Below are 25,101 nucleotides of genomic sequence, written 5' to 3'. Positions count from 1 at the left end.
CCGGTGCCGAAGATAAACCAGCACACGCCCGTCTCGGACGGGGCAGGGTTGGCAACTTCCCAACTTGGGTCCCATTGCTAGTCGGTTCCGTTCACATCGGTGATGGTGATGTCTCAGTCGTCACCGGAGGTGCTGTCCTTGAGGGTGGCGGTTTGTCCCAAGGGAACCGGGTCGTCTTGGGTTCCTGAGTAGCCTCCAAAAGTCCACCGCTAACTGTTTGTCGTGTCAATCCCGATGACTGTGAGGACTCCAGCAATGCCGTCTGTCAGCCGTCGACGTCGTGAGAACTTCGCTTGGTGGAGGGCTTTTAAGAGTTCTGCACCAGGCTGCTGGGGTCTTCTGTGAGGCTCATGTAGGTGGTGACGCCGTTGTTTTTGAAGGCGAGCGCTAGTGGTGGGTTGTCGTAGCTGTCGGTCCAGACGGTGTAGTAGAACGAGTAGGTGCGCTGGGTCTTCCAGTAGTCAGCGGAGTACCCGTAGCCGTAGAGCTCGGTGTAGTGGACGAATCCGAGTTCGTTGAGCCCCTGGTTGACGGTGCTTGTTTGTGACTCGTAGAGCCGGTCATGACAGTAACTTGGTTCTGTATCATACTCGCGGTCAGCTGCGGTGGGGGTGGCGCCGATTGAGGGTGCACCTTGGAAGCTGTTGTCGTTGATGCGTGTGGCGGTGCCGAAGATAAACCAGCACACTCCTGGGCTGGCGGGTGCTGGTCCTGGAAGTACAGCCTCGAGGTCGTGTTCGTAGGCGGTTGCGCTGAGGTCTGTCAGTGTCAGTTCCCAGGTTCCTGGTTTCGCTAGTTGTGAACTCTCAACTGTGGCGCTTTGACCTAGCGGGATGGGGTCTTCCCATGTGCCCGCCGGCCCCTTGGGTGAGGGGCATGCCCAACTGACGATCGCGACGATACCAACAGCTGCGAGCGTACTGACCGTGGTGAATGCGGCGATGCGTGGTTTTGAGTACTTCATGGCCCCCCTTAAGCGTGACGATGGTCTTGAGTGTGACTTGTGTAGAACGCTACCGAGTTAATCGGTGTACCTCACCTATTTGCCAAGCCTTCACCTTCTAATGGTGGAATCGTCTGGGAAGCGCCGCGCGGAGTGAAGCGCGGGGGACAGCTGCACCGATGCGTGACATCTGATTTGGCTCGCCCATCGGGCGGGCCTGGAAGGAGGTTGCTGCGCCCAAGCCCACCCCCCCCCAAGAGTTCCGTGACGATGTTGCCCGTGCTGACGCTGGCGCCCTTACCGGCCTCTTCTCGGACGACTTCCGACGGTGGCTCGGCACCGAGTACTTCAACCCTGATGGGACCCCGGACACCGAGAAGATTGATGGGCATCTGAGGGAGCAAGCCTCGAGTGGGGCGAAGTGCTACAAGTTGAGTATCGACAGCTGGGAACGCCGGGTCACGGGTGAGGACGACGAGGGCGGGGACGATACCTTGTGACGAGCGAGTTGCTCGTCGAGATCGACTTCGGTAATCGCGCCTACGGGGTGGTCGCGCGTGCGCCGACGCGCGCGCGAGTTATTTGAACTCTTCTGTGCGTTGACAGCTCATGAGTCTTGGGCCAAGTCCCACTCATCCTCTGTGAGGCTCATGTACGTGGTGATGCCGTTGTTTTCGAAGGTGAGCGCGAGTGGTGGGTTGTCGTAACTGTCGGTCCAGACGGTGTAGTAGAACGAGTAGGTGCGCTGGGTTTTCAGGAAGTCTGAAGATCTCCCAACACCGTAGAGGTGGGCGTACTGGAGGAAACCGAGCTCGTCGAGTCCTTTGACCACGGTGCTCGCTTGTGACTCGTAGAGCCGGTCATGACAGTAGCTTGGCTCTGTTTCATACTCGCGGTCAGTCGCGGTGGGTGCGAACTTTAGTGAGGGCGCACCTTGAAAACTGTCGTCGTTGATGCGGGTGGCGGTGCCGAAGATAAACCAGCACACTCCTGGGCTGGCGGGTGCTGGTCCTGGAAGTACAGCCTCGAGGTCGTGTTCGTAGGCGGTCGCACTGAGGTCTGTCAGTGTCAGTTCCCAGGTCCCCGGCCTGGCCCAATGGCTCTCAACTGTGGCGGATTGGCCTAGCGGGATGGGGTCTTCCCATGTGCCCGCCGGCCCCTGAGGCGCGGGCCATGCCCAACTGACGATCGCGACGATGCCAACAGCTGCGAGCGTGCTGACTGTAGTGAATGCGGCAATGCGCGGTTTTGAGTGCTTCATCGCTGCTCAGGGATCGTGACGTAGGAGGCGGTGCCGTCGCCGTAGCCGCCTACGCCAATCTTGGTGCCCGCGTCTGGCCCATCGATCTGGGTGAGGGTTGCGGTGGTTATCCAGCACGCCAGGTCGGGCCAGTTCTCTGCGGCGTTCACGACTCGTTCCTGGTCGACTGGAATCTCCTCAATGCCGTCGATGACAACTTCCGACGTCATCGTCTCCTTCCGCCATTGAGGAACAGTAATCGTGACGGGTGTTCCTGCATCGAGTGGCTCTTCAACCGACCCCGCGCCCTCTGTTGAGCACCCAGCCAAAGCCAACGCGCCGACGGGTGTGGCGGTGAGTGTGTGGCGTGCGTGACGCATCGTCCCCCCCTGTTAGTTCTGACGCAACCGTATCGAAGTCTGTGTCCTCGACAATCCAAGAGAAGTCCGCAGTGAGGGATCTCATGGCCGGTAACTTCGCGCGGGGCGGCCGTTAACTGAGTAAGGACGATGGACTCGCGTGTCACCTCATGTGGCCAGGGGTTTCGATTGCCGCAGGGTCTGTGACATGAAGATTTGGGCAACGCTCGATGATCCTCGGTGGCAGGTGTTGTTGAGCCGTCTCTTCGTGTTCGCGCTTGCGGTCCCGTCGGCGTACTTTGCGACACGGTTGTACGAGTCGGCCCTAGATCGCGCCCGCCCTCGCCGAGCACTGAACTACGGAGTGGTGGCAATTCACCAGGACCCTCCGGCTGGCAACCCCGACTCCCGTCAAGGAGGGCCTGATGGCGACTGAACCCGAGATCTCAGTGTATTTCTTCAAGAGCATCGGCGGTGCCGTTAGAGAGGTTCTTCAAGGCATCCTGCTGTTCCTGAAGAACAAAGAGGACGAGAGCAATCCCCGCTGGAGCGGAGCCTTCCGGTGGCTCTTGAGCATGATCGTGTGGGCCGCACGGACGCCTTCAATGAGTTGGTGTCGGCGCTGTATCCGTATGCGCAACGCTATGGTGTGCCGATGCCGGTTCGGATGTGCACAGCAGTGGAGCTCGGGCTGCCGAGGGCAGCGTCGCATCCTCGCCGACGTGCAGCCACGGCTAGCGGCGTACACCGAGCTTGCGGAGGTGCGCGTTGGCAAAGCGCCCTTCTGGGTCCAGCCGCTCAAACTCGTCGCGAGCATCGGCCAGGCGAGGTGTGACGGCAGCTACGGCGTCGGCGTCCATGGTGTGCACCTTGCCCCAGTGTGGACGTGCCCCAAAGGGAGCAAGCGCGTTCTCAATCCGTGGCGTCAGGCGGCTCACGGCCTCTTCATCGTTGCGCCAGGTGAAGTGGATGGCGAGCGTTGCGCGACCGTATGCGCCAGAGAGCCAGAGGCCGTCGGCGGCGATGGTGCGCAATTCGGTGATGAGGAGGTGCGGGGCAATCTCATCTGACAATCGGCGGACGGCGCTGAGGGCGGCCTCGGCGTCTGCAAGATCCACAAAGTACTCCGTCTGAATCTCGTCGCCGTTGGACGGTGTGGAGTCGAGCCGGAAGTGGGGGAGGCGTTCCAGCCATGGGCCTTCGATGCCGTCTTTGGTGGTGAGGTTGTCGGGTGGAACACCTACGAGCCCCGCTTCGTTGGCGCGCTCCATGCGGGCGCCTAGCCACGGTTCTGTGGGCGTCTCGTCTGCACCGATGCGGGTCTTGCGCCATATCTGCTGGAGGTTCTCTTCGGCCCACATAGTGAAGGCACTCACTGAGTATCCTGCGCTCATCACGGCGGGCACATCGTCTAGGAACGTGGCCCAGGGCAGATCGCGGTAGACATCTTGGCGCACCAGGAATGTCGGCTGGATGTCGAGGGTGATTCGTACCACGATGCCGTAGGCGCCGAGGCCCACGACAAGACCCTCGAAGCCGGGGTCGCCTCGCGTGGCTTTGACCAGAGCCCCGGATGCGTTGACATACTCGAGGCCGGCCACGGCATCGGACAGGCAGCCGTTGGTGACGCCTGAACCGTGGGTGCCGGTGGCCACGGCCCCTCCTACAGAAATGTGGGGAAGGGAGCCCATGTTGTGGAGCGCCCAGCCGCGCTCTTGCAGCCACACTGCAAGTTCGCCGTAGCGGATTCCCGCCCCTACGTTGACCGTCTGAGTGGCGGTGTCGAGAACAGGGTTGGGGTCGATGCGTGTGACCGTGATCAGTGTGCCGGCGGTGTCTGCCAGGTCGTTGAAACTATGCCGGGTCCCCAGCGCGCGGATAGGGCCACGGGTCGTGCTGACCGTTTCCTGTACCTCGGTAATGGTGCGGGCCTCGACCATCGCCGATGCGCCAAAGAAGTGTGTGCCTGCCCAGTTAGCGCCGATGCTCATTCGGCCAGCGTACGGGGGTCACCGTTGACAGGGAGTTTTGCGAGCGCAGCAGAGGTGTGGGGGCGTGGTGACGTGGGGTCACGGGTCGGCGAGTCACGCTCCGGAGGCGCTTGCAGCGGGTCACCATGCACGGATTTACGCAACGCGACTCTTGCGTTTTCTCCGCATGTTCAGCGCATTTTGTGTGCGTGACCATCGTCCCAAAGCGCGTAGGCTATGGGCGTGAAAACGCAAGCCGATGTAATCGTGGTGGGCGCTGGGCCTGGAGGCTCCGCTGTCGCGTACTACTTGGCACGCGAAGGCTTTAATGTCATCGCTTTGGAGAAGTCCCGTTTCCCGCGCGAGAAGGTCTGCGGCGACGGTCTGACGCCCAAGGCCGTCAAGGAGCTGCAACTTCTTAATCTCCCAACGCCCCGCGAAGACGGATGGATCCCCAACTGGGGATTGCGCATGGTGGGCGGCGGCCACCGGCTCGAGTTCCCGTGGCACGAGCAAGAGTCGTTCCCCAACTATGGGCTGAGCCTCACCCGCTCCAGTTTTGACCACACACTCGCGGAACACGCCCGCTCAGCCGGCGCAGACATCCGCGAAGGCTGGTTCGTCACCGGCTCAGTACGCGACGACCTCACCGGCCGTGTCATCGGCGTTACCGCCAAGGCCACGGACGAGAAGGGGCGCAAGGTTGGCGACGAAGTCACCTACAGCGCTCCGCTCGTGATCGCGGCCGATGGTGTGAGCGCACGTATCGCGCTCGGCCTCGGTATGGAGCGTATGGACAACCGGCCGATGGGTGTGGCCGTCCGCACATACTTCGAAACACCTCGCCACGACGAAGAGTGGATGGAGGGACACCTCACCATCCGTGACAGCGAATCCCACCTCCTGCCCGGCTACGGCTGGATTTTCCCGCTCGGCGACGGCACCGCGAACATCGGCCTAGGAACACTGAGCCCCAACGGTGCACCGTCAGGACTCGACCACCGTGCGCTCTTTGACAACTGGGTGCGTGAAGACCTCAAGGACTGGGGTATCGACCCCGACGCCCCAGTCAGCAAGGTCCAAGGCGCTGCGATCCCCATGGCCTTCAACCGTCAGCCCCACTACGTTCCCGGCCTGATGCTGGTAGGCGACTCCGGTGGAATGGTCAGCCCCTTCAACGGGGAGGGCATCGCATACGCCATGCAGTCTGCGCGCCGAGCCAGCGAAGCAGTGGTGGCGTGGCGCGAAGCTCGCACCGATGGCGCCCGGGAAGCGGCGCTTGAAAGCTATGCCGACCAAATGAAGGAAGACCTGGGCGGATACTTCTCACTCGGCCGCGTTTTCGCCGAACTGATTGACCATCCGTCCGTCATGCGGCTGTGTACGCGATACGGTCTACCTCGCCCCCTAGTGATGCACTTTACGCATAAACTGCTAGCGGACGTCTACGAACCGAGCGGAGGGGACTGGGCCGATCGCCTGATGGTCACTCTCACTAAGGTGGCACCAGCGGCATGATGATGGTGCACCCCAGTCCCGAGCAAGCGAACAAAGGAGTCGACCAGTGAATCCCTACGTCCCCATCGTGGTGATGGTCTGCGTTGCCGCGCTGATGGCGATAGCGGGCCTGGTGATCAGCAACCTGACTGGTCCCAAGCGCTACAACTCCGCCAAGGTTGACCAGTACGAGTCTGGCCTGCAGCCCACGCCCGGAGCCAGTGGCGGCGGTCGTGTGCCAATCAAGTACTACCTCGTGGCCATGACATTCATCATCTTCGACATCGAGGTCGTCTTCCTCTACCCGTGGGCTGTCGCGCACGGGGCATTGGGATGGTTCGGCCTCATTGCAATCATGACTTTCCTCGCCCTCATCACGATTCCCTTTGTGTATGAGTGGCGCCGCGGCGGATTTGAGTGGGACTGACTTATGGGTATTGAAGAAAGCGCACCTCCGTTCATGCTCGGCACTGTCGAGAACTTTGTTGGCTGGGCCCGTGCGGGCTCGCTGTGGCCAGCAACGTTCGGACTCGCGTGCTGTGCGATCGAGATGATGGGTACGGGTACGTCCCGGTTCGACATCTCCCGGTTCGGCTCCGAGGTCTTCCGAGGCTCCCCCCGCCAGGCCGACATCATGATCGTCGCTGGCCGTGTGTCCAACAAGATGGCACCGATCGTCCGCCAGGTCTACGACCAGATGGCCAACCCCAAGTGGGTCCTCTCTATGGGTGTCTGTGCATCATCGGGCGGCATGTTCAACAACTACGCCATCGTTCAGGGTGTCGACCACGTGGTTCCCGTTGACATCTACCTCCCTGGCTGCCCGCCCCGCCCAGAGATGCTGATCAACGCGCTTCTCGAGTTGCAGGAGCAGGTCAAGACCACGCCGATGGGCGAGAACCGCCGCCAGATCGCAGCCGCCGCCGAGGCCGCTGCCCTCAAGGCCACCCCGACCTCCGATCAGAAGGGTCTGCTGCGGTGACCGATTCCCAGGACATGCAGGCTGTAGAGCCGCAGGGCCGCGAGCCGCTGACCCTCATCAACGTTCGTGAGGGACTGTTCTCCGCGAAGGGTGACACTTCCGGCTTCGACGGACTCATCAAGCCAGTGCCGATGCCCGGCGCGACCGAACGCCCCTATGGCGAATGGTTCGACGGTGTCGTTGACATCCTCACGGAGTTGCTGGGCGACCGTGCCGACGAGGCTATTGAGTCGGTGGTCGTTGACCGTGGCGAACTGACGCTTTACATCGCCGCCAAGCACCTACTGGAAGTTGTCACCCACCTGCGCGACGACCAAGACCTGCGCTTCGAAATGTGCCTCGGCGTCTCCGGCGTCCACTACCCAGCAGACAAGGGCCGCGAGCTCCACGCCGCATACCCACTGCTGTCCATTACGCACAACCGCCACCTGCGCGTTGAAGTTGCGGTCGACGAGAACGACCCCCACATTCCCTCCGTGTGCAGCATCTACCCGATGAACAACTGGCACGAACGCGAGACCTGGGACTTCTTCGGCATCATCTTCGACGGCCACCCGTCACTGGCACGCATTGAAATGCCAGACGACTGGGTCGGCCACCCGCAACGCAAGGACTACCCCTTGGGCGGCATCCCGATCGAATACAAGGGCGCCGAAGTAGATTCGCCCGGCGAGCGGAGGCAGTACCGATGAACAACCCCACCGCACAGGCCACTGGCGCGTTTACCGAGGATCCCGACGTCCCCGAGTACAACGTGTACGGCGCGGACTGGTCCGAGACTGTCGAAGAGGCAGTCCGCCTCGGCCAACAGCGCATCGTCATGAACATGGGCCCCCAGCACCCTTCGACGCACGGCGTGCTCCGCGTCATGCTCGAGATCGAAGGTGAGACGGTCACGGAAACCCGTGCCGGCATCGGCTATCTCCACACCGGTATTGAAAAGAACATGGAATACCGCACGTGGACGCAGGGCGTGACGTTCTGCACCCGTATGGACTACGTGGCCTCCATGGCACAGGAACTCGTCTACTGCCTCGGTATCGAGAAGCTCTTGGGCATCACTGACGACATCCCTGAGCGCGCCTCGATCTTGCGTGTCCTGATGTCAGAGCTGACCCGCATCGGCTCACACCTGGTTGCCATCGGCACCGGTGGTAACGAACTGGGCGCCACCACTATCATGACCACCAGCTTCATTGGTCGTGAAGAAACCTTCAAGGTGATCGAAATGATCACCGGTTTGCGCACCAACAACGCGTACATCCGTCCCGGCGGTGTGGCACAGGGCCTCCCCGAGGGCGGCATCAAGGCCATTCGCGACATGATTCCTCAGGTGCGTCTGCGCCTTGACGAGTTGGTCGCGCTGCAGATGGAAAACCCGATCCTCAAGGGCCGTCTGAAGAATGTCGCCGTCGTGGACCTCCCCTCCGCCATGTCGTTGGGCATTACCGGCCCGATTCTGCGTGCCACAGGCCTGCCATACGACCTGCGCAAGTCCGACCCGTACTGCGGATACGAGACCTACGACTTCCAGGTCCCGACCTCGACCGACGCGGATGCCTGGGCTCGTATGGTCCTGCGCATGGAGGAGTGCTACGAGTCGCTCAAGATCGTCGAGCAGTGTGCCGACCGTCTCGAAGCACTCGGCGACGGCCCTGTCATGGTCGCCGACAAGAAGATTGCGTGGCCCGCTCAGCTATCCATCGGTGGCGACGGTCAGGGCAACTCGCCCGAGCACATTCGCCACATCATGGGCGAGTCGATGGAAGCACTCATCCACCACTTCAAGCTCGTCACCGAAGGCTTCGACGTGCCCGCAGGCCAGGTCTACCAGGCAACTGAGGGACCCAAGGGTCTACTGGGTGTGCACCTCGTGTCTGACGGCGGCGCCAAGCCGTGGCGTGCACACTTCCGTGACCCCGGCTTCAACAACCTGCAGGCGCTCTCGCTCATGTGCGAAGGCGGACAGGTAGCCGATGTCGTGGTCGCCATCGCATCGATCGACATGGTTCTGGGAGGCGTAGACCGATGACCTACGACGCAGACACCCTCGCGCAGCTGCGCAAGGATGCCGACGAGATTCTGGGTCGCTACCCAGTGCAGCGCTCCGCGTTGCTGCCCCTGCTGCACCTCGTGCAATCGGTCGACGGTTACGTCAGCCCCGACGGCATCGCGTTTTGCGCCGATGCCGTGGATCTGACAAGCGCCGAGGTCTCAGCAGTTGCAACGTTCTACACCCAGTACAAGCGCCGCCCCAACGGCGAGTACCAGGTGGGCGTGTGCACCACGGCTCTGTGCGCGACGATGGGTGGCGACGAGATTTGGCGCCAACTGTCAGACAAGTGCGGCGTAGGCCACGACGAGACCACCGCGGACGGCAAGATCTCGCTGGAGCGCATCGAATGTAACGCGGCGTGCGACTACGCACCCGTGATGATGGTCAACTGGGAGTTCTTCGACAACATGACGCCCGACCGCGCACTGCGTGTCGTGGATGACATCCTCGAAGGCCGCGACGTCAAGCCAACCCGTGGCCCCAACAAGGTCTCGACGTTCAAGGAGACCGAGCGAGTGCTCGCCGGTTTCGAAGACGGCAAGGTTGACGAGGACCAAGGTGTGGGCGAGCCCACGCTGGTGGGCCTCAAAGTCGCACGCGAGCAGGGCTGGAAGGAAAGCAAGTGACTGATCTGACCCCAGTGCTCTCGGCCACGTGGGATGCCGAGCAGTCGTGGAAGCTCTCCACGTATGAGGAACACGGCGGCTACCGTGCGCTCAAGAAAGCGCTCGGCATGGACAAGGCAGACATTATCCAGGCCGTGAAAGACTCCGGTCTCCGCGGCCGCGGCGGTGCGGGCTTCCCGACCGGCATGAAGTGGGGCTTCCTGCCCCCCGACGATGGCGGCCCCCGCTACCTCGTGGTCAACGCTGACGAGTCCGAGCCAGGAACCTGCAAGGACATTCCGACCATGCTCTCGGCGCCACAGGTGCTTGTTGAGGGTGTGGCCATCACGTCCTATGCGATCGGCTGCAACCACGCTTTCATCTACGTGCGCGGCGAGGTCACCCACGTCTACCGTCGCCTCATGCAGGCCGTGCGCGAGGCCTACGACGCCGGACACTTGGGCAAGAACATCCACGGCTCTGGCTTCGACCTCGACGTCACAGTTCACGCCGGTGCCGGTGCCTACATTTGTGGTGAAGAGACCGCACTCCTGGACTCGCTGGAAGGACGCCGCGGTCAGCCCCGACTGAAGCCGCCGTTCCCCGCAGTCGCGGGTCTGTATGCCCGCCCCACGGTGGTCAACAACGTGGAGTCCATCTCCTCCGTCCCGGCCATCATCGATCGTGGCGTGGAATGGTTCACCTCGATGGGCACCGAACGCTCCAAGGGCATGGGTCTGTTTTCCCTGTCCGGCCACGTTGAGCGCCCCGGACAGTACGAGGCACCGCTTGGGATCACCTTGCGTGAACTCCTCGAGATGGCCGGCGGCATGCGCGGCGGCAAGAAGCTGAAGTTCTGGACCCCCGGTGGTTCCTCGACGCCGATCTTCACCGACGAGCACCTCGACACCCCGCTCGACTACGAGTCTGTAGGGGCAGCCGGTTCGATGCTCGGTACCCGCGCCCTCCAAATCTTCGACGAGACCACCTGTGTGGTGCGCGTCGTGACCCGCTGGACCGAGTTCTACAAGCACGAGTCCTGCGGCAAGTGCACCCCGTGCCGTGAAGGCACCTTCTGGCTCACCCAGATCCTCAAGCGGGTCGAGGGTGGCCAGGGAGTTGACGCCGACATCCAGCAGCTACTCGACACCTGTGAGTCGATCCTGGGCCGCGCATTCTGTGCCCTCGGCGACGGTGCTACCAGCTGTATCTCCAGTTCCATCCAGTACTTCCGCGAGGAGTTCGAGCAGCACATCACTGATGGTGCGTGCCCGTTCGACCACTCCGCATCGGCCCTCTTTGAGGTCACCGAGAGCACGAAGGCGACTGAGGAGGCCCACGCATGACCTCGACCGCGGACCAAGCCACCCCAGCAGTGGTCGACACCGTCTCACTGACGATCGACGGCTCTGAGGTGACCGTTCCCAAGGGAACGTTGATCATTCGCGCTGCCGAGCAGGTCGGTATCGACATTCCCCGCTTCTGCGACCACCCGTTGCTGAAGCCTGCCGGTGCCTGCCGCCAGTGCCTCGTGGATGTTGCCGCACCGGACCGCGAGGGCAACGTTCGTCCGTTCCCCAAGCCCCAGGCATCGTGCACGATGACGGTGATGGACGGCATGATCGTCAACACCCAGCACTCGTCGGAGACCGCCGCGAAGGCTCAAGAGGGTGTGATGGAGCTGCTGCTCATCAACCACCCGCTGGACTGCCCCGTCTGCGACAAGGGCGGCGAATGCCCTCTGCAGAACCAGGCCATGAGCAACGGCCGCCCAGAGAGCCGCTTCATTGACGTCAAGCGCGTCTTCGAAAAGCCCCTCGCCCTCAGCTCTGAGATCCTCCTCGACCGTGAGCGTTGCATCCTGTGCCAGCGTTGCACCCGCTTCTCCAAGGAGATCGCCGGCGACGCGTTCATCGACCTGCAGAACCGCGGCGCGATGCAGCAGATCGGAACGTTTAACGAGGACGTTCTCGAGTTCGATGGCTACGAGCCCATCGGTGTCGCGGCGGAAGACGAGTCCGGCCGCGCATTCTCCTCATACTTCTCCGGCAACACGGTGCAGATCTGCCCAGTGGGCGCGCTCACCAGCGCCTCCTACCGGTTCCGCTCGCGTCCGTTCGACCTCGTCTCGAGCCCCGGCATTTCCGAGCACGACTCGTCAGGCGCCGCGCTGCGCACCGACCACCGTCGTGGCAAGATCCTGCGCCGCCTTGCGGACAATGACCCAGTGGTCAACGAAGAGTGGATTACTGACAAGGACCGCTTCGCGTTCTCGTGGCAGAACCTTAACGACCGCATCACGCGACCCCTGGTCCGCGGTGACGACGGTGAGTTGCACGAGGCTTCATGGCCCGATGCTCTCGCCGCAGCCGCCAAGGGCCTGCGTGCCGCCATCACTGGTGAGGACGCTCAGGGCGCAGCAGTGCTCCCCGGTGGTCGCCTCACCATGGAAGACGCCTACGCCTACCAAAAGTTTGCGCGCCTGGTTCTCGACACCAATGATGTCGACATCCGCACTCGCACCGCGTCCGACGAGGAAGAGGCCTTCCTAGGTTCCTCGGTAGCGGCCACGGGCTTGGGCGTCACTTTCGGCGACCTCGAGAAGGCTCCCGCTGTGCTCATGGCGGGCTTCGAGCCTGAAGATGAGGGCGGCATCGTCTTCCTGCGTCTGCGCAAGGCGCTGGGACGTCAGCAGGTCTTCACCGTGGCACCGTTCCTCAGCCGTGGTGCAGAGAAGCTCGACGCGACCCTGCTCTCCACCGCACCCGGTGGTGAAGGCAAGGCGCTCGCCGCAGTGAAGGGCTCGACCGCAGCTTCGGAAGCACTCAAGGAAGCCGGCTCCGTCATCATCGTTGGTGAACGCCTCGCGGGTTCGCCCGGAGCGTTCACGCAGGCACTGGCGCTGGCCAAGCGCACGGGTGCCAAGCTGGTGTGGATTCCGCGCCGCGCTGGAGAACGTGGAGCCGTCGAAGCGGGCGCTCTCCCTGGTCTCTTGCCGGGCGGCCGTGCGGTGTCCGAGGCATCGGCCCGTGACGCTGTGGCGAAAGCCTGGGGAGTCGACGCACTTCCCGGAAAGCAGGGACGTGGTGCAGCCGACATCATCGCTGCCGCCCACCAGGGCAAGGTCGATGCGCTCATCGTCGGTGGTGTGACGCCGTCCGACCTCACCAGCAACCTCTCAGCCGCTCTGGAGCGTACGGGCTTTGTCCTGTCCCTCGAAGTGCGTCGCACCGAGGTCGCGGAGTACGCCGATGTCGTGTTGCCTGTTGCACCGCCGTCAGAAAAGTCCGGCACGTTTGTGAACTGGGAAGGGCGTCTGCGCGGATTCGCCACGGCACTCAAGACCGATGCAATGTCGGACCACCGTGTGCTCGACATCCTTGCTCGCGAACTTGGCGTCACGCTGAATACCGCGACGGTGGGGGATGTTTCCCAGCAGCTCGGTGCGCTCGGCGCCGCGGCGACCAAGCACCGTCCCGCAGCCCCCAAGATCGACGCCCCCAAGGTCGACGCGAAGCCTGGCGAAGAACTCATCCTGGCGTCGTGGCACCTCATGGTTGACGAAGGCGCGCTACAGGACGGCGAGCCCTACCTTGCAGGAACCGGCCGCACCGCAGTGGCGCGTTTGTCCGCCAAGACAGCCGATGCCGTGGGCGTCAAGGACGGTCTCGTCACGGTCTCAACGCAGACGGGCGCACTCGAACTCCCTGTCGTCATCACGGAGATGGCCGATGGTGTGGTGTGGGTGCCAGCGAAGTCGCCCGGTTCGTGGGTGGCACAGGAACTCGGTGTTGAGCCGGGAGCTCGCGTCATGGTTAAGGGAGGCGTGTGATGGTGTCATCGTTGTTGACTGCGGTTGACCCGGGCGGAGTTCCGGTCGACACCATGGAAGCCCTCGCGGACGACGCGTTGTGGATTCCGATCGTCAAGGCCGTCGGTCTGCTGATCTTCTTGCTGCTCAGCGTGCTGTTCGCTGTGTGGTTTGAGCGCCGCGTCATCGGTCGTTTGCAGTTGCGCCCCGGCCCCAACCGTCTGGGACCCTTTGGTTTGCTGCAGTCCGTCTCTGACGCGATGAAGTTGATGTTTAAGGAAGACATCACCGTGCGGGCCGCGGACAAGGTGCTGTACATCGCTGCGCCGATGATCTCCGTGTTCTCTGCGTTCCTGATCTTTGCTGTGATTCCTTTTGGCCCCGTGGTGACGATTCCGGGAACGGACATCACCACGGCCATGCAACTTACTGACTTCCCGGTCGCAGTGCTGTACATCCTTGCCTGCGCAGCAGTCGGTGTGTACGGCATCGTTCTTGGTGGTTGGGCCTCGGGCTCCACCTACCCGCTGATGGGTGCCATTCGTTCCACGGCCCAGGTCATCTCGTACGAGTTGGCGATGGGCCTTTCGCTCGTCACCGTGTTCCTGCTGGCCGGGACCATGTCGACCTCCGGCATCGTCGAATCTCAAGATGCGCGATGGTGGATTTGGCCCCTGTTCCCAGCGTTTGTCCTCTACGTCATTTCGATGATTGGTGAGACCAACCGTCTGCCGTTCGACCTCCCCGAGGCCGAGGGCGAGCTGGTGGCAGGCTTCATGACTGAGTACTCGTCGATGAAGTTCGCGTGGTTCTTCCTCGCCGAGTACATGAACATGATTAACGTGTCGGCTGTCGCAGCCACACTGTTCCTGGGTGGATGGCATGCGCCGTGGCCTATGGACTGGGTGGGCGGCGAGTTCCTCAACTCCTGGTGGCTTGCCCCGATCTGGCTGATCATCAAGATCTGGCTACTGATGTTCCTGTTCGTGTGGATCCGTGGCTCAGTACTGCGTTTCCGCTACGACCAGTTCATGAAGCTCGGCTGGAAGGTCCTGATCCCCGTGGGTCTGGGCTGGCTGGTGTTCTTCTCCGTTGGCCGTCAGATCTTCGACTCGTGGGGTCGCGACCTTGCGGTCTACGACGCTGTCGCTGGACTTGTCGGAATTCTCCTCACGATCTCCGTGATCAGCTTCGTGAAGGACGCCAAGGATTCCAAGAAGCCAGAAGAAACGGATCCCGAGCCCGAGGTGCTCGACGCGTTTGCGGGCGGATACCCCGTGCCGCCGCTACCGCACCAGACTTTGCCCCCCTCGCCTCGATCGGGTCGCACCGTTGAGGCAAGTGCCAGCCGAGCCGCCACCGAAGGAGGCGACGATGACTGAGTCAGATGACGTATGGAAGGTGAACCGCGAACGCGACGGCAAGTCCGAGCAGTTCGTGTCGAACTTCCCCGAGCCCAGCGCAGTAGGCAAGGTCTTTGCCCCGGTCGCTGGTTTCGGTGTGACCATCCGTAACTTCTTCAAGCCAACTGTCACCGAGCAGTACCCGGAGAACCAAGACACCGCGATGCCCCGGTACCACGGCCGTCACCAGCTCAACCGGTACGCGGACGGGCTCGAGAAGTGCATCGGCTGTGAACTGTGTGCGTGGGCGTGCCCCGCGGACGCTATCTACGTTGAAGCGGATTCGAACACTCCCGACGCGCAGTTCTCTCCAGGAGAGCGCTACGGCCGCGTCTACCAGATCAACTACCTACGCTGCATTTTCTGCGGCCTGTGCATCGAGGCCTGCCCCACGCGCGCATTGACCATGACCAACGACTTCGAGTTGGCTGGCCCCACGCGTGAGGGACTGATCTACGAGAAGCAGGACCTGCTGGCACCCCTCGAGGACGGCATGCTCAACGCGCCTCACCCGATGGTTCCCGGCACTGTCGACGACGACTACTACAAGGGTGATGTGACCCAGGTAGTGGACGAGCAGGTGGACTGGGTTCGTGAGAACCGTCCCGAGGAGCCCACTCTTCCCGAGAACCGGAAGGCGGAGAGCGCCCGTGGTTAACGAGGTGTTGTTCTGGATCGTGGCTGTGATGACGGTGATTCCGTCACTGAGCCTGCTGTTTGCGAAGCGTCCCGTGCACATCGCCATGTCCATCGTCACCGTGATGGTCGGTCTCGCAGCCGCCTATGTGGGGCTCGGCGCCCCATTCCTGGGCGTCGTGCAGATCGTCGTCTACACCGGTGCGGTCATGATGATGTTCCTCTTCGTGCTGATGCTCGTCGGTGTGGACAGCACCGAGGACCTCAAGGAAACCATCAAGGGACAGAAGTGGATCGCGTTCGCGGGATCCATCGGCCTCGCGATCCTGCTGATCGCGGTCATCGGCAAAGTCACTGTGCAACCCCGCAACGAAGGCCCCGTCGGTGACCCATACCCGATCGCCATCCAACTGTTCGAGGACTATGTGCTCGTCATGGAAGTGCTGGGCTTCCTGCTCATTACCTCCGCAGTTGGCGCACTGGTTCTGACCCATGTGCCGCGTCTCAAGCCACGTCGTGCTCAGGTCGATGTGGCCAAGGCTCGCGTCCTTGCCGGCGCAGACCCGGTCAACAAGCCGATGCCCGGTGTCTACGCCCGTCACAACGCGCTCGACATTCCCGCACTCGACCCCGAGGGCAAGCCCATCGAGCACTCGGTGTCGCGTGTCCTTAAGATCCGCAGCCAGACGCAAGACGGAGCAGAGTTCCGCGCGCAACTGGAGGATCCAGGGCATCCGGGCAATGTCGCAGAATCCAAGGACGGTGACGACAAATGAACCCGATGAACTACGTCATCCTTGCGGCGATCCTCTTCTCGATCGGCTCCGCGGCAGTCTTGCTGCGCCGCAACGCGATCGTCGCCTTCATGGGTGTGGAACTCATGCTCAACGCAGCCAACCTTGCGTTGGTGGCGTTCTCCAAGATTTACGGGCACCTGGACGGACAAATCATGGCGTTCTTCGTCATGGTGGTCGCGGCCGCTGAAGTTGTTGTGGGGCTGGCGATCATCATCACCGTGTTCCGCGCACGTCAGACCATCTCGCTCGACGAACCCGCCGAGCTGAAGGGGTAGGGAATGCAGTCACTGATCTGGCTCGCCATCGCCATTCCGCTGGCCAGCGCAGCAATCTTGCTGCTGGCCGGCCGCAGGGCAGATGCGTGGGGTCACTGGGTAGGCGTCATCGCCTCCTCGGCGGCCTTCTTGATTGGCGCTGGCGCGCTGATGGAGATGATTTCCGAAGGTGGAGCCCACCCCGGCACGACGCTGACGCTGTGGGAGTTCATTCCCGGCTCCGAGTTGAGTGTTGACGTCGGTCTGCTTGTGGACCCGCTGTCCATCACGTTCGTGATGCTCATCACCTTCGTCGGAACGCTCATCCACATCTACTCCGTGGCGTACATGGAGCACGATCCCGCACGCCGACGCTTCTTCGCATACCTCAACCTGTTCATCGCAGCCATGCTGCTGCTGGTGCTCGCAGACTCGTACCTGTTGCTGTTCTTCGGTTGGGAAGGTGTGGGCCTTGCCTCGTACCTGCTGATCGGCTTCTGGAACCAGAAGAACGAATACGCCACCGCAGCCAACAAGGCATTCGTAGTGAACCGCATCGGTGACATCGGCCTCATCATCGCGATGGGAATGATGTTCGCCGCCTTCGGTGCACTCGACTTCACCACGGTCTTTGCTGAGGCCCCGGAAGCATCCACGGCCACCCTCACCGCCATCGGCCTGGCTCTGCTGCTTGCCGCCTGCGGTAAGTCGGCACAGTTCCCACTGCAATCGTGGCTCGGAGACGCGATGGCTGGCCCCACGCCAGTATCCGCACTGATCCACGCCGCCACCATGGTGACCGCCGGTGTCTACCTCATCGTGCGTTCCGCACCGATCTTCAACGGTGCGCCCAATGCGCAACTGGTGGTCGCCGTCGTCGGTGCCATCACCCTGCTGCTCGGTGCGTTCATCGGTATGGCCAAGGACGACATCAAGAAGGCGCTCGCCGCCTCCACGATGTCCCAGATCGGTTACATGATGTTGGCCGCGGGCCTGGGCCCCATCGGTTACGCCTTCGCGATCTTCCACCTCGTGACCCACGGCTTCTTCAAGGCCGGCATGTTCCTCGGGGCCGGATCCGTCATGCACGCCATGAACGACCAGGTCAACATGCGACGCTTCGGTGCGTTGCGTGGTGTCATGGTCATCACCTGGGTGACCTTCGGTCTGGGGTGGCTCGCAATTCTCGGCATCCCGCCGTTCTCCGGCTACTGGTCCAAGGACAAAATCATCGAAGCCGCATTTGTGGGCGACGGATGGCAGCCATGGGTTCTCGGTGGAGCCGCACTGGTGGGTGCAGGCCTGACCGCGTTCTACATGTCGCGTCTGTTCTTCATGACGTTCCACGGCAAGGCCCGTTGGACTGACGACGCGCACCCGCACGAGTCCTCACTCCTGATGACCATTCCGATGATGATCCTGGCTGTCGGCTCGGCGTTCCTCGGTCTGTTCCTCGCCACCGGCGACCGCTTCGCGCACTTCCTGGAGCCAGTCACCGGACACGCCGAACACCACGACCCCGTGATTGCGATCCCCGTGATCATCGGCCTTACTTTGGCTTTGGTGCTCGTGGGCACCGTCATCGCCTGGATGAAGTACGGGCGCGCCGACGTCCCCGAGGAAGCACCCGCAGGCTCGCTCGTCACCATCGCAGCGCGCAACGACTTCTTCCAGGACTCGGTCAACCGCGCTGTGTTCCAGCGTCCCGGCCAGCACCTCACCCGCACGCTTGTGTACGGAGACGCGGCAATTGTCGATGGCGCCGTCAACAAGCAAGCTCGCGGTTGGGCTCGCCTGGGCGAATCGTCCCGCAAGCTTCAAACTGGCCAGGTGCGTTCCTACGCCCTGACCATGCTCGTAGGAGTCGTCTTGATTGCACTTGTCATCGTGCTGGGGGGTATGTAAACCGTGTTCCCCTTCCTGACAGTTCTCATCGCCGTACCTGCAGTGGGCGCAGCCCTGCTGTGGGCACTCCCACAAGGAGCACGCGGCAAGGCCCGCGAAATCGCACTGGGCGTCACGCTGCTGGTGGCCGTGCTGTTCGTCGCCATGGCGGCACAGTTCGATAAGGCCGATGCCGGCGCCTTCCAGTTCGAGCAGACCACCTCGTGGATTCCCCAGATCGGCGCCTCCTGGGCCGTAGGCGTCAACGGCATCGGGCTTCTGATGATCGCACTTGCCGTCATCTTGGTACCCCTGGCCATCATGGCTGGCTGGCGCGAGGAAAAAGACGAGAACCGCCGCCGCCACTACCTGGCATTGATCCTGCTGAGCCAGGCATTCATGATCGGCATCTTCGCCGCCCGCGACGTCTTCTTGTTCTACGTCCTCTTTGAGGCGATGCTCGTGCCGTTGTACTTCCTGATCGGTGGCTTCGGTGGCGCACAGCGCCGCTACGCCGCAGTGAAGTTCCTGCTGTACTCGCTTGTCGGTGGACTCATCATGCTGGTCGCCGTCGTCGCGCTGTACTTTGTGGGCCCCGGAGGAGACCAGGGATTCCTGATCGACAACCTCACCGGTCTCGAGATGTCTGCCACCACCGAGCGTCTGCTGTTCCTCGGCTTCTTCATCGCCTTTGCGATCAAGGCGCCCATGGTGCCGCTGCACACGTGGCTGCCCACCGTCGCCGAAGAAGCACGCCCAGGCACCACCGCGCTCTTGGTCGCGGTCCTGGACAAGATCGGTACGTTCGGCATGCTGGCGCTGTGTCTCGTGATGTTCCCCAACGCATCGCAGTGGGCCGCGCCGGTCATCATCGTCCTCGCCGTGATCTCGGTCATCTACGGAGCTCTCTTGGCCATCGGGCAGAAGAACATGATGCGCCTCGTGGCCTTCACCTCCGTCAGCCACTTCGGTGTGATGATCCTCGGTATCTTTGCCTTCCAGCAGACCTCCGTCGAGGGTGCTGCGCTCTACATGTTCAATCACGGACTCTCCACGGCGGCGCTGTTCTTCCTCGTGGGCTTCCTGATCGAACGCACGGGCAGCGCGGACCTCGCCGACTACGGCGGCCTCCAGAAGGTCATCCCCGTGTTCGCAGGATCGTTCCTCATCGTCGGTATGTCCGCAGCCGCGCTGCCAGGTCTGTCGCCCTTCGTCTCCGAAATCATGGTGTTCGTCGGCGCCTACCCTGTGGCCAAGGCCGCTGTGATCGTTTCCGCGATTTCTGTGGTGCTGGCCGCGCTGTACATCCTGCTGACTTACAAGAAGGTCTTCACCGGACCCACGCTGCCTGGCAGTGAGAAGACTCGAGAGATGACATTGCGAGAGAAGTTGGTCGTCTGGCCGCTGATCGTTGCCATGCTCATCCTCGGATTCGTTCCGGGTCTAGCCATTGACTACGTGCGACAACCAGCTGCTGACACAGTGGCGCACGTCACCATCGAGGAGGCGAACGCGTGAACTTCGTGACCCCCGAGATCGCATGGGCACCACTGTTGCCCATCATGATCGTCCTGGGAGCCGCTGCTGTTGGCGTGCTCGTCGAGTCCTTCGTCAAGAGCCCCCACCTGCGTAGAGTGACGCAACTGTGGCTCAGCGGTGCCGCGCTCATCGTTGCCGGCGTGGCCATCGTCGCCCAGTGGATGGCGCTCGACGGTTCCGCAGGAACAGAAGTCATGGCTACCAAGATCACCGTCGACGGGCAGTCGCTCGTATGGCAACTGATGCTGGTGATTTTCGGCTTCCTGAGCGTACTGCTGTTCGCCTCGCGCACCAGCGCAGGGGAGGAGTCCTTCACTGCTCTGGGTTCCGTGCCGCCGGGCTCGGTGGAAGAGAAACTCGCACGCCGTGCGGGACTCAAAGTCACCGAGGTGTTCCCGCTGGCACTGTTCGCCGTAGGTGGCATGATGCTGTTCACCTGCATCACGGACCTGATCTTCCTGTTCGTCGCGCTGGAACTGTTCTCGCTACCGCTCTACATCCTGGTGGCGCTTGCACGCCGTCGCAGGCTCCTCTCACAGGAAGCCGCGCTGAAGTACTTCCTTCTGGGAGCCTTCTCCTCCGCGTTCTACCTCTTCGGTGCCGCACTCATTTACGGCGCGACCACCCAGACGGATATGGCATCGATCGGTATCGCCGTCAACGTCATCGGTGACAAGGACGGAATCCTGCTCACTGGTGCCGTCATGGTGCTCGTGGGACTCATGTTCAAGATCGGTGCCGCACCATTCCACTCGTGGGTTCCCGACGTCTACCAGGGCTCACCTACCCCAGTCACAGCCTTCATGGGCGCTGCGACCAAGGCGGCGGCCACTGCGGCACTCGTACGTGTGATGTATCTTGCGTTCGCCCCCCTCGAGTGGGAACTGTCATGGATGTTCTGGGCCGTCGCGATCGTGTCGATGGCAGTCGGCACCGTGCTGGCGCTTGTCCAGACCGATATCAAGCGCATGCTGGCCTACTCGGCAGTCGCTCACGCTGGATTCATCCTCGTGGCCTTCGCCGGGCTCGAACAGCAAGCCATCTCCGCACTGCCGTTCTACCTGCTGACCTATGGCCTCGCCACCATCGGAGCGTTCGCCATCATCACGCAGGTGCGCGAGCGTAGCGCTGAAGGCGGCGCCGGGGCTGAAGCGGTGCGTCTCGGACAGTGGGCTGGCCTTGCCAAGCGCTCACCTGCGCTAGCGACTGCAATGGCTTTGTTCCTGCTGTCGTTCGCCGGTATCCCGCTGACCGCAGGATTCATCGGTAAGTTCGAGGTCTTCTCCGCTGCTGTAGCCGGTGGCGGATGGCCCCTCGTTCTCATCGCCGTCATCGCATCGGCCGTTGCCGCGTTCTTCTACGTGCGCCTCATCGTGCTGATGTTCTTCACGGACATCCCCGAGGGCGCAGAGGACACGGTCGTTGTCGAGCAGGAGCCGCTGTCCCGCACAGTGATCTACGTGACCGCCGCGGCAACTCTGATTCTCGGCATCGTGCCTGCGGGTGTCTTGACCGTGATGGAGGATGCCGCTGTGTTCCTCGTCAGCGGCAGCTGATCACATGAAACTTCCTCTGGATAGCGAAGAGCTTGACGCTGTTCTGACCCCGCGCCTCGACCTTGTTGAGGAGCGGTTGCGGGACGCCGTCGGCCAAGCTGATTCGCTTGCGGACTCCACGTCCAAGCACTTGGTGAATGCTGGCGGCAAGCGGCTCCGGCCCATGCTTACCCTGCTTACCGCACAGCTGGGCAACGGCCTGCGTCCCGAGGTGGTCGAGGCCGCCGTCGTGGTGGAACTCACCCACCTCGCAACGCTGTATCACGACGACGTCATGGACTCCGCTCCCACCCGTAGAGGTGCGCCAGCAGCCCACGAGGTCTGGGGCAACTCTGTCGCAATTCTGACGGGCGACTTGCTGTTCGCACGCGCATCGCGTGTGGTGGCAGGCCTTGGGCCCGAGGCCGTGCGCATTCAGGCACAGACCTTTGAACGCCTGTGCCTGGGTCAACTCCACGAGACCGTGGGACCTCGCGAGGGTGAAGACCCCGTCGATCACTACATTCAAGTGCTGGCCGACAAGACCGGCTCACTGATCGGTACGTCGGCGCGCTTCGGAGCACTGTTCGCCGGATGTGAGCCCCAGGTCGTTGAGCGCCTGACGCGCTACGGCGAACTTGCCGGAGTGGCGTTCCAGTTGGCTGATGACGTAATCGACGTTCGATCCAGCGCAGATGAGACAGGTAAGACTCCTGGAACAGACCTGCGTGAGGGCGTTCCCACCATGCCGGTGCTGCTCCTACGTGCGCGGATCGCGGACGGCCGAGGCACTGCTGAAGACGAGCAACTGCTCGCTGACATTGATGGGGATCTGTCCTCGGACGAGGTTCTCGCGGATGTCGTCACCCGGCTTGCGAGTCACCCAGTGGTCGACGAGACCAGTGCGAAGGCTCGTGAATGGGCAGTGCGCGCGTCCGAATCCATCGATTCGCTCCCTGCGGGCGCCGTCAAGGATGCGCTCAACTCGTTCGCCGAGGCACTCGTCGCCCGCGCCGCCTAACCTTGTTTCCCGGCCTTCGCCTGGCTGGACTTGCCCGGCGAGAGTGCCGCGCCCCGCGCGCCCTGACCGTACAGCTACAGGGGCGCCCGCGGCACTGGTGTAGCGTGGGCAAAGTGAACGAACCTGGCGACGGGCCCACGATCGACATCCCCACTGCAGCCGATGCCGCCGCCGTCGGACCTGTGCACCTGCAGGCGTGGTTGGACACCCACGTCAACATCGAGCGAGGCATCACTGCTGAGTGGATTATGCACAACCTGGCCTTCGTCGCTGAGCCCTCGGGGACGGAGCACCGTCAGGGCGTCTTCGCGCAACAGAAGGAAGACCCCGCGCGCGTCCTCTACCGCGTGGTGCACCTGGGAGGCGAGGTTGTTGGGTTCCTCCACGGCGAGCGGCAGGAGGCGGACGTCTCGCTAGAAGCGATCTACGTCCGCAAAGACCTCCACGGCAGCGGCCTCGGGTCGCGACTCATGCGGGTCTTCGACGAGTGGGCCGGTGCGGTGCCCGCCCGTCTGGAGGTCATGACGTACAACGACCGTGCCCTAAGGTTCTACGCGCGCCACGGGTTCACCGCGACGGGGGAGTCGTTGATCTGGAAAGACATCGTGCCGGTCATGGTCATGGAGCGCCCGGCCAAGGACTAGAGCAGGCGACCAGATGCCGCAATGCTCAGCCGGTTCTGCGAGCTCCTTCAGCGGCGCATTGCACGAGTTGCATAGGGCGTGGGAGAGTGTCGCGATATGACGTCATCCAGGCATTGAGGCGTGTCAGCTGTGGCGGAACGCTTGCGCGCGGGGCGCCGCTTGCCGCCGCGTTGCTGGTGTTGGCCGGTTGTGCAACTGGACCCCTGAACGGTGAGTGCAGGTGCTGGTGATGTGATGCACGATCACCACTACGGTCTGATCTTCGTGGAGCTTGATGCGTCGCTAGAAGGGCAGCCGGACGAGGGCACATTCGCTTTGAGGGCACGCGATCTCACGCGGAGCCCAGCGGGGGTGTCGTCCACAACACAGGGTTCAGCGACGAAGATTCCTACATCGTCACGTTCGTCGATTCCGAGGGCTTGCCGCTGGCAGGAGCAGTGCCTCTTGGCCCAAGTTCCGCTGAGATGGAGGGTGACATCACCCAGGCGGACGTCATTCGCTACGGCACGACAGCGAGCGCGACCCGGGTGGAGGTGCGGTGGCATGGCGAGGTGGTCGGGCAAGAGGACATTGCGCCACCGGAGGGCCCGGCTGGGGTGGAGCGCACCGGTAGCGGGGCAGAGGTGACCTATGAAGTGGATGCGCAGTTTGACGCGCCTGTGGAGCCGTACGTGATGGTGGTGGACGAGTCGGGCCACCGCATGTACGTCGCGGCGACAGCGACACCCACCGTGACTGCAGCGGACCTAGCGGACATGGTGGGTGGAGACCTTCCGTCTGACTATCAGGTCGAGCTCCAGGTCTACGACGGACCTAATGTTCTAGTGGCTCGCAGCGAATCCCTAGAGCAGTAGCGCGACTCACACCGGCTCGGCAGGCTGCACCCGGGCATCGGCCTTCCGGGGACGTGAACGCAAGCCATCGACCGTCAGCACCACCAGCGCCACCCACACCAAAGCGAAGCCCACCCAGCGTGAGACGGGCATCGGCTCTCCGAAGTGCCATACCGCCAGGATGAACATGAGCGTCGGAGCGATGTACTGCAAAAGGCCCGTCACGTAGAGCGGAAGTCGCCGGGCGCCCGCAGCAAACAGAATCAGTGCACCGGCGGTGAAGATACCTGTCGACATCAGCAGCAAATCGTGGCCCACACCCAAGCCAGGCTCGCCCCGGACTCCAAAGGTCTGCAGCCCTGCCGCGTGGATCCACCACAATCCCACCAGCGCCAGGGGAGCAAGCACCATAGTCTCGACGGTCATCCCGGTCACCGCATCAACTGAGGCGCCAACCTGCTTCTTCAGCAAGCCGTACATCCCAAACGAGCCGGCGAGCGCCAGCGACAGCCATGGCACTTCACCCAACCCGACGCTAATCACGATCACGGCCACCACTGCAATTCCGATGGCCACCAACTGGGCTCGTCGGAGTCGCTCCCCAAGCACCACCACGCCGAGCATGACCGTGATGAGCGGATTGATGTAGTAGCCCAGCGCTGCCGCATTGACCTGATCGTTGACAGTGGCGTAGACGTACAGTAGCCAGTTGATGCCGATAAAGAGCGCGGCGAGGGCGAGTACCAACACCGTACGACGATTGCGGAGCACCGATGTCAGCCGCGCCCAGCCGCCCATCAACGCCACGATGATGAGGCACACTACGAGCGCCCAGATGGCACGATGCGCAGTGATTTCAATTGCTCCAGCGGGCTTTAACGCGACCATCAGCAGGGGGAACATTCCCCACACCAGGTATGCGCTGGCGCCAAAGGCGAGTCCGGAGCGGGACAGTGTTGCGTTCACTCGTTGAGTGTTGCACTGCTGAGCTCTCCATCGGGCCGATCCGGGGGTGGATCCTGCATTCCGGTGCCAGTCTGTGGATGCCTGGCCTGCCCTCAGCCCGCTCGCCCCGCCCCCGCATCTCCGCCC

24 protein-coding genes are annotated in these 25,101 nt (G+C 62.6%); 19 read left to right on the top strand and 5 right to left on the bottom strand.

Annotated features, from left to right (window positions below):
* Positions 1-307: 307 nt before the first annotated feature.
* The 3 genes from AOP79_RS02490 to AOP79_RS02480 form a co-directional block, all read right to left on the bottom strand.
* Complete coding sequence (locus AOP79_RS02490; protein ID WP_062070092.1) at positions 308-964, bottom strand: hypothetical protein; 657 nt, start codon at positions 962-964, stop codon at positions 308-310.
* 586 nt (positions 965-1,550) lie between these two features.
* Positions 1,551-2,204, bottom strand: coding sequence for a hypothetical protein (locus tag AOP79_RS02485; protein WP_062070090.1), 654 nt, complete (start codon positions 2,202-2,204; stop codon positions 1,551-1,553).
* On the bottom strand, positions 2,201-2,563 hold the full coding sequence (locus AOP79_RS02480) for a hypothetical protein (RefSeq protein WP_062070088.1): 363 nt from the start codon (positions 2,561-2,563) through the stop codon (positions 2,201-2,203). The genes AOP79_RS02485 and AOP79_RS02480 overlap by 4 nt, the downstream gene beginning before the upstream one ends.
* Before the next feature lie 187 nt (positions 2,564-2,750).
* Between AOP79_RS02480 and AOP79_RS02475 the strand changes: the two genes are divergently transcribed.
* Complete coding sequence (locus AOP79_RS02475; RefSeq protein ID WP_062070086.1) at positions 2,751-2,978, top strand: hypothetical protein; 228 nt, start codon at positions 2,751-2,753, stop codon at positions 2,976-2,978.
* Between the two features lie 298 nt (positions 2,979-3,276).
* Here the strand turns inward: AOP79_RS02475 and AOP79_RS02470 are convergent, their stop codons facing one another.
* A complete protein-coding gene (locus AOP79_RS02470; protein WP_062070085.1) occupies positions 3,277-4,533 on the bottom strand; it encodes an FAD-binding protein in 1,257 nt (418 codons plus the stop codon).
* A gap of 216 nt (positions 4,534-4,749) precedes the next feature.
* On the opposite strand from AOP79_RS02470, the gene AOP79_RS02465 reads away from it, so the two are divergent.
* From AOP79_RS02465 to AOP79_RS02380, 18 genes are all read left to right on the top strand, one after another.
* A complete protein-coding gene (locus AOP79_RS02465) occupies positions 4,750-6,030 on the top strand; it encodes a geranylgeranyl reductase family protein (RefSeq protein ID WP_062070083.1) in 1,281 nt (426 codons plus the stop codon).
* Between the two features lie 46 nt (positions 6,031-6,076).
* On the top strand, positions 6,077-6,436 hold the full coding sequence (locus AOP79_RS02460; protein ID WP_082093290.1) for an NADH-quinone oxidoreductase subunit A: 360 nt from the start codon (positions 6,077-6,079) through the stop codon (positions 6,434-6,436).
* A gap of 3 nt (positions 6,437-6,439) precedes the next feature.
* Positions 6,440-6,991: an NADH-quinone oxidoreductase subunit B gene (locus AOP79_RS02455; RefSeq protein ID WP_062070081.1), complete on the top strand. Its 552-nt coding sequence runs from the start codon at positions 6,440-6,442 to the stop codon at positions 6,989-6,991.
* Between the two features lie 14 nt (positions 6,992-7,005).
* Positions 7,006-7,683: an NADH-quinone oxidoreductase subunit C gene (locus tag AOP79_RS02450; RefSeq protein WP_062071023.1), complete on the top strand. Its 678-nt coding sequence runs from the start codon at positions 7,006-7,008 to the stop codon at positions 7,681-7,683.
* Positions 7,680-9,023, top strand: a complete 1,344-nt coding sequence (locus AOP79_RS02445; RefSeq protein ID WP_062070079.1) for an NADH-quinone oxidoreductase subunit D — start codon at positions 7,680-7,682, stop codon at positions 9,021-9,023. The genes AOP79_RS02450 and AOP79_RS02445 overlap by 4 nt, the downstream gene beginning before the upstream one ends.
* Positions 9,020-9,673: an NADH-quinone oxidoreductase subunit NuoE gene (nuoE, locus tag AOP79_RS02440; protein ID WP_062070077.1), complete on the top strand. Its 654-nt coding sequence runs from the start codon at positions 9,020-9,022 to the stop codon at positions 9,671-9,673. Before AOP79_RS02445 ends, nuoE begins: the two co-directional genes overlap by 4 nt.
* Positions 9,670-10,998 (top strand): NADH-quinone oxidoreductase subunit NuoF, encoded by a 1,329-nt coding sequence (gene nuoF, locus AOP79_RS02435; protein ID WP_062070075.1) that lies wholly within the window; start codon positions 9,670-9,672, stop codon positions 10,996-10,998. The genes nuoE and nuoF overlap by 4 nt, the downstream gene beginning before the upstream one ends.
* Positions 10,995-13,484, top strand: a complete 2,490-nt coding sequence (locus tag AOP79_RS02430) for an NADH-quinone oxidoreductase subunit G (RefSeq protein ID WP_062070073.1) — start codon at positions 10,995-10,997, stop codon at positions 13,482-13,484. The genes nuoF and AOP79_RS02430 overlap by 4 nt, the downstream gene beginning before the upstream one ends.
* On the top strand, positions 13,484-14,845 hold the full coding sequence (gene nuoH, locus AOP79_RS02425; protein WP_439644664.1) for an NADH-quinone oxidoreductase subunit NuoH: 1,362 nt from the start codon (positions 13,484-13,486) through the stop codon (positions 14,843-14,845). Before AOP79_RS02430 ends, nuoH begins: the two co-directional genes overlap by 1 nt.
* Complete coding sequence (nuoI, locus tag AOP79_RS02420) at positions 14,838-15,524, top strand: NADH-quinone oxidoreductase subunit NuoI (RefSeq protein WP_062070071.1); 687 nt, start codon at positions 14,838-14,840, stop codon at positions 15,522-15,524. The genes nuoH and nuoI overlap by 8 nt, the downstream gene beginning before the upstream one ends.
* The gene (locus AOP79_RS02415) at positions 15,517-16,278 is read left to right on the top strand and encodes an NADH-quinone oxidoreductase subunit J (protein WP_062070069.1); all 762 of its coding nucleotides are present in this window, start codon (positions 15,517-15,519) and stop codon (positions 16,276-16,278) included. Before nuoI ends, AOP79_RS02415 begins: the two co-directional genes overlap by 8 nt.
* Complete coding sequence (nuoK, locus tag AOP79_RS02410; protein WP_062070067.1) at positions 16,275-16,574, top strand: NADH-quinone oxidoreductase subunit NuoK; 300 nt, start codon at positions 16,275-16,277, stop codon at positions 16,572-16,574. The genes AOP79_RS02415 and nuoK overlap by 4 nt, the downstream gene beginning before the upstream one ends.
* Before the next feature lie 3 nt (positions 16,575-16,577).
* Entirely contained in the window at positions 16,578-18,458 is a 1,881-nt protein-coding gene (nuoL, locus tag AOP79_RS02405; protein WP_082093289.1) for an NADH-quinone oxidoreductase subunit L, read from the top strand.
* Positions 18,459-18,461: 3 nt separating this feature from the next.
* The gene (locus AOP79_RS02400; protein WP_082093288.1) at positions 18,462-19,955 is read left to right on the top strand and encodes an NADH-quinone oxidoreductase subunit M; all 1,494 of its coding nucleotides are present in this window, start codon (positions 18,462-18,464) and stop codon (positions 19,953-19,955) included.
* Positions 19,952-21,532 carry an NADH-quinone oxidoreductase subunit NuoN gene (gene nuoN / locus AOP79_RS02395; RefSeq protein ID WP_062070065.1) on the top strand — a complete coding sequence of 527 codons (1,581 nt, stop codon included), beginning with the start codon at positions 19,952-19,954 and terminating at the stop codon, positions 21,530-21,532. The genes AOP79_RS02400 and nuoN overlap by 4 nt, the downstream gene beginning before the upstream one ends.
* Positions 21,501-22,532: a polyprenyl synthetase family protein gene (locus tag AOP79_RS02390; RefSeq protein ID WP_082093287.1), complete on the top strand. Its 1,032-nt coding sequence runs from the start codon at positions 21,501-21,503 to the stop codon at positions 22,530-22,532. Before nuoN ends, AOP79_RS02390 begins: the two co-directional genes overlap by 32 nt.
* A gap of 113 nt (positions 22,533-22,645) precedes the next feature.
* Positions 22,646-23,176: a GNAT family N-acetyltransferase gene (locus AOP79_RS02385; protein ID WP_161794210.1), complete on the top strand. Its 531-nt coding sequence runs from the start codon at positions 22,646-22,648 to the stop codon at positions 23,174-23,176.
* Between the two features lie 437 nt (positions 23,177-23,613).
* Positions 23,614-24,030 carry a hypothetical protein gene (locus AOP79_RS02380; protein ID WP_152647963.1) on the top strand — a complete coding sequence of 139 codons (417 nt, stop codon included), beginning with the start codon at positions 23,614-23,616 and terminating at the stop codon, positions 24,028-24,030.
* Between the two features lie 6 nt (positions 24,031-24,036).
* On the opposite strand, the gene rarD is transcribed toward AOP79_RS02380, so the two are convergent.
* Complete coding sequence (gene rarD, locus AOP79_RS02375; protein WP_062070058.1) at positions 24,037-24,975, bottom strand: EamA family transporter RarD; 939 nt, start codon at positions 24,973-24,975, stop codon at positions 24,037-24,039.
* Between the last annotated feature and the right edge of the window lie 126 nt (positions 24,976-25,101).

The organism is Demequina sediminicola (assembly GCF_000975055.1).
In the GTDB taxonomy this organism is placed as follows: domain Bacteria; phylum Actinomycetota; class Actinomycetes; order Actinomycetales; family Demequinaceae; genus Demequina; species Demequina sediminicola.
This window is presented reverse-complemented; position numbering and strand designations above follow the sequence as displayed.

Coding starts and splice junctions, on each gene's coding strand:
- AOP79_RS02465 (WP_062070083.1), top strand. CDS start 4,750: ATGGGCGTGAAAACGCAAGCCGATGTAATCGTGGTGGGCGCTGGGCCT.
- AOP79_RS02485 (WP_062070090.1), bottom strand. CDS start 2,204: ATGAAGCACTCAAAACCGCGCATTGCCGCATTCACTACAGTCAGCACG.
- AOP79_RS02490 (WP_062070092.1), bottom strand. CDS start 964: ATGAAGTACTCAAAACCACGCATCGCCGCATTCACCACGGTCAGTACG.
- AOP79_RS02430 (WP_062070073.1), top strand. CDS start 10,995: ATGACCTCGACCGCGGACCAAGCCACCCCAGCAGTGGTCGACACCGTC.
- AOP79_RS02470 (WP_062070085.1), bottom strand. CDS start 4,533: ATGAGCATCGGCGCTAACTGGGCAGGCACACACTTCTTTGGCGCATCG.
- AOP79_RS02445 (WP_062070079.1), top strand. CDS start 7,680: ATGAACAACCCCACCGCACAGGCCACTGGCGCGTTTACCGAGGATCCC.
- AOP79_RS02455 (WP_062070081.1), top strand. CDS start 6,440: ATGGGTATTGAAGAAAGCGCACCTCCGTTCATGCTCGGCACTGTCGAG.
- nuoL (WP_082093289.1), top strand. CDS start 16,578: ATGCAGTCACTGATCTGGCTCGCCATCGCCATTCCGCTGGCCAGCGCA.
- nuoK (WP_062070067.1), top strand. CDS start 16,275: ATGAACCCGATGAACTACGTCATCCTTGCGGCGATCCTCTTCTCGATC.
- AOP79_RS02390 (WP_082093287.1), top strand. CDS start 21,501: ATGCCGCTGTGTTCCTCGTCAGCGGCAGCTGATCACATGAAACTTCCT.
- nuoH (WP_439644664.1), top strand. CDS start 13,484: ATGGTGTCATCGTTGTTGACTGCGGTTGACCCGGGCGGAGTTCCGGTC.
- AOP79_RS02475 (WP_062070086.1), top strand. CDS start 2,751: ATGAAGATTTGGGCAACGCTCGATGATCCTCGGTGGCAGGTGTTGTTG.
- AOP79_RS02480 (WP_062070088.1), bottom strand. CDS start 2,563: ATGCGTCACGCACGCCACACACTCACCGCCACACCCGTCGGCGCGTTG.
- AOP79_RS02450 (WP_062071023.1), top strand. CDS start 7,006: ATGCAGGCTGTAGAGCCGCAGGGCCGCGAGCCGCTGACCCTCATCAAC.
- nuoE (WP_062070077.1), top strand. CDS start 9,020: ATGACCTACGACGCAGACACCCTCGCGCAGCTGCGCAAGGATGCCGAC.
- nuoI (WP_062070071.1), top strand. CDS start 14,838: ATGACTGAGTCAGATGACGTATGGAAGGTGAACCGCGAACGCGACGGC.